The sequence below is a fragment of the uncultured Salinicola sp. genome (assembly GCF_937921195.1).
Classification (GTDB): domain Bacteria; phylum Pseudomonadota; class Gammaproteobacteria; order Pseudomonadales; family Halomonadaceae; genus Salinicola.
In genome coordinates, this window is record NZ_CALFQK010000111.1 from 1 (window position 1) to 13,741 (window position 13,741).

The window sequence follows — 13,741 nt, forward strand, 5'->3', positions numbered from 1 at the left end:
TGGAAATCGCTGACGGGGGAGGCATCTCACCCGCCGCACGCCGGCTCGGTGTCTCCAAGTCGATCGTCAGCCGGCGGCTGTCGCGGCTCGAATCGGAGCTGGGTATCCAGCTTCTGGCACGAACCACCCGCGGCGCGGCGCTTACCGAGGCCGGAGCCACGTTTCGTGACTATGCAGCGAGAGTCTGCGCCGAGATCGATGTGGCCAGGGAAACGATCCTCCCCGCCGGCGACCTTCGCGGCCGCTTGCGTGTTGCCGCTCCGCTTTCCTTCGGCCCGACGCATTTCGCTCCCGTGCTGGCGGAAATGGCGCGACGTCACCCGCGGCTTCACATCCATACCAGTTACAGCGACCGCTTCGTGGACCTGATCGCGGAGGGCTACGATTGCGCGATACGGGTTGGCTACCTGCAGGACTCGGACCTGGTCGCAAGACGTGTCGGCCCGATCTCCGGGAAGCTCGTCGCCAGCCCGAGCTATGTCGAGGCGCACGGCGCGCCCGCAACGCCGGACGAGCTCGTCGAACATCAGGCCCTCATGCAAGGCACCGAGACCTGGAAACTCCTGGATGGCGACAAGACCATCACGGTTCGCCCACAGGGCAGCTTCAAGGCCGACAACGGTCTGGCCCTGGTCGCCGCGGCCGTCGCCGGGCTCGGGATCGGCTACCTGCCTGATTGCCTCACCCATGAGCACGTGGCTGCCGGCGCGCTGGTACCGGTAATGACGGACCATCCGCCCCCGCCGGCAGGAGCCTACGTCGTCCGGCCGCCAGGCCAGTATCCCTCCCGCAAGATCCGCGCCCTCACCGAACTGCTGATCGAGAGCTTCGAACAGACCCCGCAGCGCTGGGGCTTGGGTATCGACGCATGATCGGTTCGATACCTCGTCCCGGCCAGGCCTTGGCCGGCATGGCCGTGGACGCGGCTCGACCCGTCGTGGTCATGGTCGATCACTTCGACCTTGTCCTGCTCACGTCGCAAGGGCTCCATGGGCGATTGGTCGACGGGAGCTGCGTCGTTACAAGTTGATCGGCCCGGTGCTGCCCTCGACGCCGCTCTTGTCCCAGTGTTTCAGCAGCGTTTCGACGAAGCGTTCCGCGGCCGGGGAGAGCGCGCTGTCCCGGCGTCGCACCATGCCCAGGGTCCGTTTCACCAGCGGCTCGACCAGGGGGCGCTGGACCAGCAGCGGGTGCTCCTGATCGGGCATCGACAAGCGGGGGACCGCCGCCACGCCCAGTCCGGCCTCGACCATGCCGAGCGAGGTCGACAGGTGCTGGACCTCGTAGAACCAGGTCGGTCGCTGGGTCAGCGACGAGAGTTCATGGTCCAGCAGCATCCGGTTGCCGCTCATCTTTCCCACCCCGATCAGCTTGTGCGTGCTGAGCTCGCTCCAGGTGACGCTGCCATGCGCCGCCAGCGGATGGTCGTGCCGGCACACCAGCACGAACGGCTCGACGACCAGGGGGGTAAAGACGATATCGGGGTGATGCCCGCTGAGCATGTTGATGCCGAATTCCGCCTCGCCGCTGAGCACGGCACCGAGTCCGTCGTTTGCGCTCAGGTCGAGAAGGCGAATTCGGATATTGGGATAGCGGGCGTTGTACTCCCGAATGACCGCCGGCAGGAAATAGAACGCGGCGGTGGGAATGCAGGCCAGCGTGATCTGGCCGATCCGGTTCTCGGCCAGGGCGCGAATGTTGAACAGCGCATGGTCGAACTCATCCACCAGTCGTTTGGCCTGGGGGAAGAAGTCCCGCCCCACGGTGGTGAGCGACACGCTGCGAGTCGTGCGCGCCAATAGCGGCGTACCCAGGATGGATTCCAGCTTCTTGATGCGCCGGCTCAGGGCGGGCTGGGAGAGATTGAGCGACTGCGCCGCCGCCTGGAAGCTCTCCAGTTCCGCGACCTTGAGGAACGCCTGGATCTGCTGCAGCTCATAGTTCATGACTTAAAACCCATGGTTCATGGCTCAAAACTTATAGTTCATTGGTCTAATGCCGCCTCGGCAGACGTCTCTGTAAATTGCAGCGCCTGAAGCATTTTTCTCTTCAATATCAATTGGTTGTATTTGTCCTGCCCATTGATGTGTCTAGTGCATCAATGCCCACGATAATTGCATTGGATCGCTTGATACAAGCATGCGAGTTTGCCCTCCACCAGTGGCCGCGGGTCGGCCGAAACGTGGAAGGAACGATCTATGCAAGCCATTCCCTGCGTGCTGATGCGCGGTGGTACATCGAAGGGCCCGGTATTTCTGGGTAGCGATCTGCCCCGGGATCCTGCCCGGCGCGACGAGATGCTGCTGGCGCTGATGGGGTCGGGCAACGAGCTGGAGGTGGACGGCATCGGCGGCGGTTATCCGCAGACCAGCAAGGTCGCCATCGTGTCGCCCTCGTCGGAGCCCGGTATCGATGTGGATTACCTGTTCGTCCAGGTCATGGTCGAACAGCGGCGCGTGGATACCTCCCCCAACTGCGGCAACATGCTGAGCGCGGTCGGCCCCTTCGCCATCGAGCAGGGGCTGGTGGCGGCCCGGGGCGATGTCACGCGGGTCACGATCCGCAACGTCAACACCCAGAGCGTCATCGACGCCGATATCCAGACGCCGGACGGACGGGTCACTTACGTCGGCGAGACGCGTATCGATGGTGTCCCCGGCACGGCCGCGCCGGTGTTGCTGGAGTTTCGCAACGCCGTGGGAGCGAAGACCGGCGAGCTCTATCCCACCGGCCATCCACGGGACGTCATCGACGGCCTCGAGGTGACCTGTCTCGACGCCGCCATGCCCATGGTTCTGATGCGGGCGGCGGACTTCGGCAAGCGGGGTGACGAGTCGCCGGCCGAACTCGACGGGGATCGCGAGCTGATGGCCAGGCTGGAGTCGATCCGGCGACAGGCCGGGGCCGCCATGGGGCTGGGCGATGTCGCCGACAAGGTGATCCCGAAACCCGTCCTGATCAGCGCGCCGCAAGCGGGCGGTACTCTGCAGGTGCGCTATTTCATGCCGCATCGTTGTCATCGCGCGCTTGCCATCACCGGTGCGGTGGGGCTTGCCGTGTCATGCGCCGATGCACGCGGGATCACCGACGGTCTCGCCAGCTTGCCGGACGACAGCGGACTGATGGAGTTCGAGCATCCGAGCGGGCGGTTGGGCGTCGTCAGCCATTGGCCCGCGGGGCAGCAGTGGCCGCGCTGCTCGCTGGTGCGTACCGCTCGTCGGCTGTTCAGCGGTTCGGTATTCGTCCCGGAAACGCTGGAGCTGGATGCCGCCGGCTGAGGACGTCGGACACGCCATCCAACATAAAACCAAGAGAAGGAGAGGATATGCACGCCAAGCCGAAACTCTCGCGAATGCCTTGCCGGCGCTGGTGGATCGCCTGTGCGTTGGCGCTGTTACCGCTATTCGCCGAAGCCGACGATGCCCAGCCCACGCCCGACACGCTGACCTGGACCGTGCCGTTCGGGGTCGGCGGGGGCACCGATGTCTGGGCGCGCTTCATGTCGCACTGGATGGCGCAGTCGCTGCCCTCGCATCCCGCCATCGTCATCGACAACGTACCCGGGGGCGGTTCGATCACCGGCACCAATCTCTTCTATACCCGCGCTCAGCCCAATGGCGAGGAGATGCTGGTCACCTCGGCCTCCACGCAGTTCCCGGCCATGCTCAAGGATCCGCGGGTCCGCTTCGATTACGCCAAGTGGACGCCGATCATTGCCGCGCCCACCGGTGGCGTGGTCTACGTCCAGCCGCGTTTCGGCCAGGAGACCGGCGAGATCCTCGCCAATCTGCGCGAGGAGCCGACGAAGTTCGCGATGCAGACGCCGACCGGGCTCGAGATGCCGGTGATGCTGGCATTCGACATGCTGGGCCTGGCGGTCGAGCCGGTCTTCGGCATGCGCAGTCGTGGCGAGGGGCGCCTGGCGTTCGAGCGCGGAGAGGCCGGGGTCGATTTCCAGACCACCTCTGCCTACTTCAGCAGCGTCGCGCCGCTGGTCGAATCCGGACAGGCCGTGCCGCTCTTTTCGCTGGGCGTGATGAACGAAGAGGGCGTGATCGTGCGTGACCCCGCCTTCCCCGATCTGCCCACGTTCTCGGAACTCTATCTGGCCCAGCCCGGCGCCAGCCGAGACGACGTCGCCTACGAGGTCTTCCACAAGTTCTTCGCCTCCGGCTACGCCCTGCAGAAGCTGCTGCTGGTGCCCAGGCAGGTCGACGCCAAGCTGCTGGCGGGCTATCGCGCCGGTGCCAAGGCGCTGACGACGAACGCGGACTTTCTGGCCGCCGCACGTCAGCAGGTCGGGCCATACGAGCCGGTCGTGGGAGAGGTCGCCGCCAGGCAGCTGGCGTCCGCGATGGAACTCAGCGATGCCCGTCGTCAATGGGTCGTCGACTGGCTCAAGGATCGTTACGGCGTGCGGGTCGTGACGCGTTAACTGATTCGTCGTCGCCGAGACGGTATGAGGAGACAACACAATGATAGATGCCTTGGTCGCGAGTTTAGGTGAGGTATTCAGTGCCTCGCATCTGGTCTACATGGGTCTGGGGGTGATGATCGGTCTGCTGGTCGGCATCATTCCCGGGTTGGGGGGTATCGCCGGCATGGCGCTGCTGCTGCCGTTTCTCTACGGCATGGAGCCGGGGTTGGCGCTGGGCATGCTGATGGGCATGGTCGCGGTGATCCCCACGGGAGACACGTTCACCTCGGTGCTGATGGGAATCCCCGGCTCGAGCGCCTCCCAGGCCACCGTGATGGACGGCTTCCCGCTGGCCAAGAAGGGGCAGGCGGCGCGGGCCCTGGCCAGCGCCTTCCTGTCATCGCTGTGCGGCGGCGTCATCGGCGCCATCGTGCTGACCGGGTTCATCCTGGTCGCGCGGCCGCTGGTGCTGGCGTTCTCGTCGGCGGAGCTGTTCGTGCTGACGCTGCTGGGACTGGCCATGGTCGCGGTGCTCTCCGGCGACAGCCTGTTCAAGGGCATGGCCGCCTGCGGTCTGGGGTTGCTGGCCGGGGCGATCGGGACGGCGCCGGCGACCGGCGAGTTTCGCCTCAACCTGGGCGTCGAGTATCTGTTCGACGGCATCCCGCTGATCGTCGTGGGGCTGGCGATCTTCGCGTTGCCGGAGATCGTCGATCTGCTCATCCGGCGCGGCAGCATCGCCCGGGAGCAGACCTCGCTGGGGCACGGATGGCGCCAGGGCATTCGCGACGTCGTCGACAATCGCGGCCTGGTCGCCAAGTGCGCCGGCATGGGGAGCCTCATCGGCACCATCCCCGGGCTCGCCGGCTCGGTCGTCGACTGGCTCACCTATGCGTTCGCATCGAAGACGGCCAAGGGCGAGAAACATTTTGGCCAGGGCGACATTCGCGGGGTCATCGCGCCGGAATCGGCCAACAACGCCTGTGCCTGCGGAGCCATGGTGCCGACGCTGCTGTTCGGCGTGCCGGGTTCGGGCACGGCGGCGATTTTCCTGGGCGGACTGCTGCTGCTGGGACTCGAGCCCGGGGTGAGCATGATCACCACCCATCTGGATCTGACTTACACCATCATCTGGTCGCTGGCGCTGGCCAATATCCTCGGTGCCGCGCTGTGCCTGATGCTGGCGCGTCCGGTCGCCCAGCTCACGCGAATCCCCTTCGTGCTGCTGGCACCGGTGATCACCACGCTGATTCTGTTCGCCGCCTTCCAGGCCACCCGTTCGCTGGGAGACTGGTACACGCTGGTCGCCGTCGGCGCCATCGGGCTGCTGTTCAAGCAGGCCGGCTGGTCCCGTCCCGCTTTCCTGATCGGCTTCGTGCTCGCACCGGGTGCCGAGACCTACTTCTACCAGAGCGTTCAGTTCCACGGCATGGCGGCGTTTCTTCGCCCCGGCGTCATCATCATTTTGGCATTGATCGCGCTGGCGTTTGCCTTCCCGCTGATCAAGCGGCTGGTCCTGCGCCGGCAGCCGCCGCTGGCGGTGGGTGCCGACGTTAACCGCCAGACGGCCGACACGCCGGCGCCGACCTTCGGCAAGATCGATCTGGTACTGGTCGTGGGCATGCTCGCACTGGCGGCTGGTGCCTGGTACGACGTCAGCGGCATGTCGATGATCGGCGGCATCTTCCCGATGCTGGCCATCGCGATCATGGCCGTCGGCGCCTTGCTGGCCGGCGCCCAGGCGTGGAAGGGGCAGGCGACCTGGGTCAGCCAGCCCATCGGCCAGCCGCTGGTCTGGCTCGGCGGGCTGCTGGCCCTGATCGTCGTCGCCTCGCTACTCGGCTTCATCAGCACCGCGGTCCTCATGACGCTGGGCTTCATCCGGTTCGTTGCCAGGGCACGCTGGTCGGCGGCACTGCTGGTCGCCATCGGCATCGGCGCCTTCCTGCTGGGCATGCAGGCGCTGCTGAACCTGCACTATCCCATGGGCTGGCTGGACGCGATGCTGTTCTAGCTTCCCGCGCGTCTGGACCTCACGTGCCTCAGGAAAAGAACGCTGGAACCAGGACGGCACCGGTGACACCGGTGCCGTTTTTTTCGGCCTCGAGAGCGACTGTGCCCCGGAGGTATGACCGCAGGCGCCAAACCGGTCTTGGAGTTTAAAATCGATATAACGTTATAACCATTCAGGCGTTACTCTAGGGTATGCTTTCCCAAGGAGCCGTCATGAATACCTTCGCTCTCTCCCGAGGTGATACGCATGGGGGGCGACCCGACGTCGCCGGTTTTTTCGATCCCCGCACCTTCAGCATCCAGTACGTCGTCAGCGACCCCGCCACGCGCCGTTGCGCGATCATCGATCCGGTGCTCGATTACGATGAGAAGTCCGGCGCCACGGCGACGTTCCAGGCCGATGAGCTCTTGGCCTACATCGAGCGGGAGGGGCTCGCGGTCGACTGGATTCTGGATACCCATCCCCACGCGGATCACTTTTCCGCCGCGCGCTATCTGCATGACAAGACCGGTGCGCCCACCGCCATCGGCCGGCCGGTCACGCAAGTGCAGGCGCTCTGGAAGGCGATCTACAACTGGCCGGACCTGCAGGACGACGGCAGCCAGTGGGACCATCTGTTCGGCGAGGGGGACATCTTCAAGCTGGGCGAGATCGATTGCCGCGTGATGCACTCGCCGGGCCATACGCTGGCCTCGATCACCTACGTGATCGGCGATGCGGCCTTCGTTCACGACACCCTGTTCCAGCCCGATTTCGGCACCGCCCGCGCCGACTTTCCTGGCGGGAGCGCGCACCAGCTGTGGCACTCGATCCAGGCGATCCTGGCGCTGCCCGACGAGACGCGCCTGTTCACCGGCCACGACTACATGCCCGACGACCGCGAACCGCAGTGGGAAAGCACCGTGCGCGAGCAGCGCGAGACCAACAAGCATCGCCTGAATGAGAGCAGCGAGGCCGAGTACGTCGAGCTGCGCAACCGTCGTGACAGCGAATTGCCGATGCCGAAGCTGATCCTGCACGCGCTGCAGGTCAACATCCTCGGCGGACGACTGCCCGAGCCGGAGAGCAACGGCAAACGCTATCTGAAGATTCCGCTCGACGCCCTGGAAGGCGCGGCGTGGGAGTGAGAGGGCGCCAATCTGCGCATCAATAGGGCAGCGTGGCGTACCGGGACCGCCAGTGGCGCGGCCGGCGCGTTCGGTGCTAAGGTCTTGCCGTGGGAGATGGCATTCCTCCCGAGCGGCTTTCCCGATCGCTCGAACCACCGTCTATCGGTTAATGATGCCTGCGAGGCGCTTCGGTCGAGGCGTGTCAGCAGGTGTCCGTCTTTCCTTCCTGGCTGGCTCGTCTCCTCGAGCGGATCATTTTACGAAATGGATTTATCGAGGAGGTCTGGTATGTGGTTGTCCGTATTGTCGATCGGCGCCGGTGCCGCGATCGGCGCGAACCTGCGGTGGCTGTTGGGTGTCTGGCTCAACGCCCTGTTTCCGGCGATTCCGCCCGGCACCCTGGTGGCGAACCTGCTGGGGGCGTGGCTGATCGGTATCGGCATCGCGTTTTTCGCGCAACTGCCCTCGTTGTCGCCGGAGCTCCGGCTGTTCGTGATCACCGGTTTCCTGGGCGCGCTGACCACGTTTTCCACCTTCTCCGCCGAGATGTTCGGCAACATCCAGGCGGGGCGCTACGGCATGGCGCTGCTGGGCATCGGCATTCACGTGGTGGGCTCGCTCGCCATGACCGGACTGGGCTTTTTGACCTACGGCGTCATCCAGAACCTGCTGGGAGGATCGCAACAATGAATCGGCTCAAGAGCGGTTACGAGGTGATATTCATCGTGCCCGAATCACGCCGCCACGACGGCAAGCGTGTCTACGACTGGATCGTCGAGACGGCGAAGGGCCTGGGCATCGGTCGGATGACCCAGCGCGGCGACGTCGAGGGGACCGGGGCGGATGGCAAGCTGCACTCCGCCCATTTCTTCGACCTGGCCGACCAGCCCATCGAGCTGATGTACGCGATGGACGAGGAGACGGCGGAGCGCTTCGTGACGGCCGTCGAGGCAACGGGGGCGCCGGTCTTCTGCATCTGCCGGCCCGTCCACTTCGGTCAGTTGAACGACAATAGCGGCTGAGATCGGCGCAACCGGCGGCTCCTGAGGGAGCCAATTCCGTTGGATCTTCCTCCAATGCCATTGCCAGGGTTCAATATGTCTTATATTCTGGACATATGGACATAAATTGCGTCACTCAAAGCTTTGCCGCCCTGTCCCAGGAGACGCGGCTCGAAGCCTACCGGCTGCTCGTGCGCCACGAGCCCGAGGGGCTGCCCGCCGGCGAGGTCGCGCGTCAGCTCGACGTGCCGCACAACACCATGTCGGCCCATCTTTCGGTGCTGGCGCGGGCGGGGTGGGTCGTCTCCCGGCGGCAGAGCCGGTCGATCATCTATCGCGCCGATCTTTCCCACATGAGAGAGACGATCCAGTTCCTGGTGCGTGACTGCTGCGCCGGGCATCCGGAGGTCTGTGAACCGTTCCTGTCTGCGCTGGGTGGCTGCGCCGCTGAAGACGAGCAGGGCGGCGAACGGAACCTCGAAGACAAACCTTGAGGGCGTCATGAAACCGTTGATCTATCACAACCCCGCCTGTGGCACGTCGCGCAACACGCTGGCGATGATCGAGGCCTCCGGCGAGACGCCGGACGTGATCGAATACCTGAACACGCCGCCCACGCGCGAGCGCCTGGTCGAGCTGATCTCGATGATGGGCATCACGCCGCGAGAGCTGCTGCGCCGCAAGGGTACGCCGTTCGAGGAACTCGGCCTGGACGATCCGGCCCTGAGCGATGACCGGTTGATCGACGCGATGATGGCGCATCCGATCCTGATCAACCGGCCGATCGTGGTCACCGACAAGGGGGCCCGGCTGTGCCGACCTTCGGAGCGCGTGCTGGCGCTGCTGGCCAACCCGGTGGCGACGTTCACCAAGGAAGACGGCGAGGTCGTGCGGGCCGATGAGGCCGGGCATGAGTGATAAAGACCTGAGTGCGATGAGCGATTCGGTCGACGCCGACGATCTGCCCAATATCGATCCGGAGAAGCTGCAGCCGATCGATATCGAGGCGCTGATGGGAACCGACGCGCCGCGTCATCCGCCGAGGATTCTGGTGCTCTACGGCTCCCTGCGCGAGCGCTCCTTCTCGCGGCTCGCCTCCGAGGAAGCGGGCCGACTGCTGCGCTGGTACGGCTGCGAGGTGCGTACCTTCGATCCTTCGGGCTTGCCGCTGCCGGACGACGCCGAGGCGGAACACCCCAAAGTGCAGGAGCTGCGGGCTCTCGCCGAGTGGTCCGACGGCATGCTGTGGGTCAGCCCGGAGCGTCACGGCGCCATGACCGGGGTCATGAAGGCCCAGATCGACTGGATCCCGCTGTCGCTGGGGGGCGTGCGCCCGACCCAGGGCAAGACGCTGGCGGTGATGGAGGTCTCCGGCGGCAGCCAGAGCTTCAATGCGGTCAATCAGCTGCGGATCCTGGGGCGCTGGATGCGGATGATCACCATCCCCAACCAGTCCTCCGTACCCAGGGCATTCACCGAGTTCGACGAGGCCGGACGGATGAAACTCTCGCCGCTCTACATGCGCATCGTCGATGTCTGCGAGGAACTGGTGAAATTCACCTGGCTGACGCGGGGGCGCTCGGCCTATCTTACCGATCGCTATTCCGAGCGGGTCGAGAGCGCGGAAGCACTCTCGCGTCGCGTCAATCAAGGCACTCACTAGGCTCTGTACGAAAACTGCCTGCACTCGGCAATACGGCGTTAAAAACCGGCTCAAGATGCTCATTTACACCCCGTAAACTGGAGCGCCAGCCCGGTCCTCTTTCGCCGATTTTTGCCTTGTCTTGCCTTCGCTCGCCGACTTTTCGTACAAACCCTAGAACGTACTGGCTAAACGTACTCACTAAAAAGTACTCACTGAACGCAGGGGCATTCGATGCTGGCACTGGCTATTTTCGTCGTCACCCTGGTCCTGGTGATCTGGCAGCCCAAGGGCCTGGGGATCGGCTGGAGCGCCCTCGGCGGGGCGCTGGTGGCACTGCTGGCGGGCGTGGTGCAGCTGTCCGACGTCGGTGTGGTGTGGGATATCGTGTGGGATGCGACCTTCACCTTCGTCGCCCTGATCGTCATCTCGCTGCTTCTCGACGAGGCCGGATTCTTCGCCTGGGCAGCACTGCATGTCGCCCGTTGGGGCAACGGCCGCGGGCACCTGCTGTTCCCGCTGGTGGTGGTGCTGGGCGCGGTGATCGCGGCGTTCTTCGCCAACGACGGTGCGGCGCTGCTGCTGACCCCGATCGTGATCGCGATCCTGCTGCGGCTGGACTTCGCGCCGCCGGCGGCGCTGGCGTTCATCATCGCCACCGGCTTCGTCGCCGATTCCACCAGCCTGCCGCTGGTCATCTCCAACCTGGTCAATATCGTCAGCGCCAACTACTTCGACATCGGCTTCGACCGCTACGCGGCGGTCATGGTGCCGGTCAACCTGGTCTCGCTGGCGGCGACCCTGGGCGTGCTCTGGATCGCCTTCGGCCGTCGGATTCCCAAGCGCTACTCGGTCGAGGAACTCGATGCCCCGCGCTCGACGATTGTCGACCCGCTGGTCTTCCGCGCCGCGTTTCCGCTGCTGGCGGTGCTGCTCGTCGCCTACTTCGTCACCGCGCCGCTGGGCGTTCCCATTGCCTTCGTGACCGGGGCCGCGGCGATCGTGCTGATGGCGATCGCCGGTCGCTGGTGGCAGGGCGGCAAGGGCGCCGCCGTGTCGGTCACCGCGGCGCTCAAGGGCGCGCCGTGGCAGATCGTGCTGTTCTCCATCGGCATGTACCTGGTGGTCTACGGGTTGGGCAACGCGGGCCTGACCGCCTATGGCGCCCGGGCACTGCAGTGGCTGGCCGGGCAGGGCGACTTCATCGCCACCATCGGCACCGGCTTCCTCTCCGCCATCGTCGCCTCGATCATGAACAACCTGCCGTCGACTCTGGTGGGGGCGCTGGCCATCGACCGGGCCCAGGTGCCGGCGGTGACCCAGGAGCTGATGGTCTACGCCAATGTGATCGGCAACGACCTGGGGCCGAAGTTCACCCCCATCGGCAGCCTGGCGACGCTACTGTGGCTGCACGTACTGGCCGGCAAGGGTTACAAGATCGGCTGGGGGCAGTACATGAAGATCGGCCTTCTGATCACCCCGCCGGTACTGCTGGCGACGCTCGTCGCGCTGGCGTTGTGGCTGCCTGTCATTTCCACACCGTAAGGTGTGTGGTGACAAAGGTCGCCGCAAACAAGGAGTGTCGACATGACCGGGACCCGGCATCCCCACTCCCGCCGTGGGGAGATATTCCGGACGTTTATGCTGCTCGGCCTGACCTCCTTCGGCGGCCCCATCGCGCACCTGGGATATTTCCGCGAGGCTTTCGTGGTGCGTCGGGGATGGCTTTCCGAGTCGGATTTCGCCGACCTCGTCGCGCTGTGCCAGTTCCTGCCCGGTCCCGCCAGCAGCCAGGTCGGCTTCGCCATCGGCCTGCGACGGGGCGGCCTACCCGGCGCGCTAGCTGCCTGGTGTGCGTTCACGTTGCCCTCGGCCATCGCGCTGGCGCTGTTCGCCTCCGGCGCGTCGGCGCTGGGGGGCGATGTCGGCCAGTCCCTGATTCATGGTCTCAAGCTGGTGGCCGTCGCCGTGGTCGCCAATGCGGTCTGGGGGATGGCCGGAAAACTGTGTCCCGACCGGACTCGGGCCGGGATCGCCCTGGTGGCCGTGTTCATGGCCGTCTTCATCGGCGGCACGGCAGGCCAGTTGGGTGCCATCGCGGCGGGAGCCGGCCTCGGCGTCTGGTGGTGTCGGCCGGCGACGACGATGACCCGGCCCGATCGCCGCGAGCTCTCCGGGCGCGCTAGCCTGTTCGCGCTTGCGCTGTTCTTCCTTCTCCTGCTGCTGCTTCCTCTGGTGGCGTCGACAGGGGGAGGCGAGGTCGTCGCGGTCATGGATGCGTTCTATCGAGCCGGAGCGCTCGTCTTCGGTGGCGGCCATGTCGTGCTGCCGCTGCTGCAGGCCGAGGTGGTCGATCCCGGTTGGATATCGGAGAGCACGTTCCTGACCGGTTACGGGGCAGCGCAGGCCGTGCCGGGGCCGCTATTTACCTTCTCCGCCTATCTGGGGGCGGCGATGGCGCCCGGCGTCCATGGCGGGATACTGGCGGCAGTGGCGACGGTCATGATTTTTCTGCCGGGCATGCTATTGCTGGTGGGCGTCCTTCCGCATTGGGACCGATTGCGCGCCTCGTCGACCGCGCAGAGGCTGATCCAGGGCACGAACGCGGCGGTGGTTGGCATTCTGGGGGCCGCGCTGTACGCCCCAATCTGGCAAGGCGCCATTGTCGAGCCGGCCGATTTCGCGCTGGCGCTGGCCGGCTTCCTGCTGCTGACGGTATGGCGCTGGCCGGCGTGGCTGGTCGTGATCGCGCTCCCCCTGGTCACTGTGCTGGCTGGCTGATGGGCGAGCGACGAGCCATCGATGGCTGCCGAGCGGCAAAGCGGGATTGCGTTACATAAAGAAACATATCTTCCGCCCTTCTTTAACCTGTATGAACTTCATCGATGACTCGAGGGCGTACGGTGATCTTGCAGCGTCAGGAAGACGCAGTGCCAAGGAAGGAGTCGCGGGAAGCGATGTTCACAGGGACGCATGGCAGGATGCCATGGCGAGTTGGCAAGGAATCGCCACGATCTAACCCCGGCCCCAGCGGCCGGGGTTTTTTTGCATCCGCCTGGCGTCGCGAAGTGAAGACGTATCTGCACGAGGGGATCGATATGAGCGAGCGGGTTCAGCGGCGAACCGGGGCGACGATGCTGGCCGCCGTCCTGTTGGGCATCGGTATCATGGCGGCGCTCGACGAGATCGTATTTCATCAGGTACTGGCCTGGCACCACTTCGTCGAAACCGACAACTCGGCGCTGGCGCTGGCCTCGGACGGGCTCCTGCACACGCTGGAGCTGGTGATGCTGGTCATCGGTGGCGCGCTGATGCTGCGGCTCCACGAGACCGGACAGCACGCCCCCGGTTACCGAGGCGCGGGGTTCCTGCTGGGAATGGGCGGGTTCCAGCTCTTCGACGGCATCGTCGACCACAAGATCCTGGGGCTCCATCAGGTCCGCTACGTGGACAATCTACTGGTGTACGACCTCTGCTGGAACCTGGCCGGCCTGCTGCTGCTCGCCATCGGTTACTGGCTGCTGCGCCGGGCCCGGCGGGGCGAGGCGTTGAGGCAGC

General features: G+C 65.4%; 14 protein-coding genes and 1 riboswitch. Of the genes, 13 read left to right on the top strand and 1 reads right to left on the bottom strand.

Translation table 11 applies throughout. The features are described from left to right. Positions 1 to 872, top strand: an 872-nt coding sequence (locus tag Q0602_RS12660; protein WP_298843795.1) for a LysR family transcriptional regulator, incomplete at its 5' end; no start/stop codon positions are given. A gap of 147 nt (positions 873 to 1,019) precedes the next feature. On the opposite strand, the gene Q0602_RS12665 is transcribed toward Q0602_RS12660, so the two are convergent. Next, entirely contained in the window at positions 1,020 to 1,946 is a 927-nt protein-coding gene (locus Q0602_RS12665) for a LysR family transcriptional regulator (protein WP_298843798.1), read from the bottom strand. A gap of 252 nt (positions 1,947 to 2,198) precedes the next feature. Here Q0602_RS12665 and Q0602_RS12670 point away from each other — a divergent pair, with 252 nt between their 5' ends. From Q0602_RS12670 to Q0602_RS12725, 12 genes are all read left to right on the top strand, one after another. Continuing rightward, positions 2,199 to 3,278 (top strand): 4-oxalomesaconate tautomerase, encoded by a 1,080-nt coding sequence (locus Q0602_RS12670; protein WP_298843801.1) that lies wholly within the window; start codon positions 2,199 to 2,201, stop codon positions 3,276 to 3,278. Positions 3,279 to 3,325: 47 nt separating this feature from the next. Further along, entirely contained in the window at positions 3,326 to 4,435 is a 1,110-nt protein-coding gene (locus tag Q0602_RS12675) for a tricarboxylate transporter (RefSeq protein ID WP_298843804.1), read from the top strand. Positions 4,436 to 4,475: 40 nt separating this feature from the next. Beyond that, a complete protein-coding gene (locus Q0602_RS12680) occupies positions 4,476 to 6,431 on the top strand; it encodes a tripartite tricarboxylate transporter permease (RefSeq protein ID WP_298843807.1) in 1,956 nt (651 codons plus the stop codon). 212 nt (positions 6,432 to 6,643) lie between these two features. Beyond that, positions 6,644 to 7,558: an MBL fold metallo-hydrolase gene (locus tag Q0602_RS12685; RefSeq protein ID WP_298843810.1), complete on the top strand. Its 915-nt coding sequence runs from the start codon at positions 6,644 to 6,646 to the stop codon at positions 7,556 to 7,558. An 83-nt stretch (positions 7,559 to 7,641) separates the two neighbouring features. Continuing rightward, positions 7,642 to 7,726: riboswitch (Fluoride riboswitch) on the top strand. A 102-nt stretch (positions 7,727 to 7,828) separates the two neighbouring features. After that, on the top strand, positions 7,829 to 8,230 hold the full coding sequence (gene crcB, locus Q0602_RS12690; protein WP_298843813.1) for a fluoride efflux transporter CrcB: 402 nt from the start codon (positions 7,829 to 7,831) through the stop codon (positions 8,228 to 8,230). Next, positions 8,227 to 8,562 carry a DUF190 domain-containing protein gene (locus Q0602_RS12695; protein ID WP_298843816.1) on the top strand — a complete coding sequence of 112 codons (336 nt, stop codon included), beginning with the start codon at positions 8,227 to 8,229 and terminating at the stop codon, positions 8,560 to 8,562. The genes crcB and Q0602_RS12695 overlap by 4 nt, the downstream gene beginning before the upstream one ends. 95 nt (positions 8,563 to 8,657) lie before the next feature. After that, positions 8,658 to 9,035, top strand: coding sequence for a helix-turn-helix transcriptional regulator (locus tag Q0602_RS12700; RefSeq protein ID WP_295034937.1), 378 nt, complete (start codon positions 8,658 to 8,660; stop codon positions 9,033 to 9,035). A gap of 7 nt (positions 9,036 to 9,042) precedes the next feature. Further along, positions 9,043 to 9,459, top strand: coding sequence for an arsenate reductase (glutaredoxin) (gene arsC / locus Q0602_RS12705; RefSeq protein ID WP_295034935.1), 417 nt, complete (start codon positions 9,043 to 9,045; stop codon positions 9,457 to 9,459). Further along, positions 9,452 to 10,204, top strand: a complete 753-nt coding sequence (gene arsH, locus Q0602_RS12710) for an arsenical resistance protein ArsH (RefSeq protein ID WP_298843822.1) — start codon at positions 9,452 to 9,454, stop codon at positions 10,202 to 10,204. The genes arsC and arsH overlap by 8 nt, the downstream gene beginning before the upstream one ends. A 213-nt stretch (positions 10,205 to 10,417) precedes the next feature. Next, positions 10,418 to 11,728: an arsenic transporter gene (locus tag Q0602_RS12715; protein ID WP_298843825.1), complete on the top strand. Its 1,311-nt coding sequence runs from the start codon at positions 10,418 to 10,420 to the stop codon at positions 11,726 to 11,728. Positions 11,729 to 11,770: 42 nt separating this feature from the next. Next, complete coding sequence (gene chrA / locus Q0602_RS12720) at positions 11,771 to 12,964, top strand: chromate efflux transporter (RefSeq protein WP_298843828.1); 1,194 nt, start codon at positions 11,771 to 11,773, stop codon at positions 12,962 to 12,964. Positions 12,965 to 13,281: 317 nt separating this feature from the next. Next, a partial coding sequence (locus tag Q0602_RS12725; protein WP_298843831.1) for a DUF2243 domain-containing protein occupies positions 13,282 to 13,741 on the top strand: 460 nt, incomplete at its 3' end.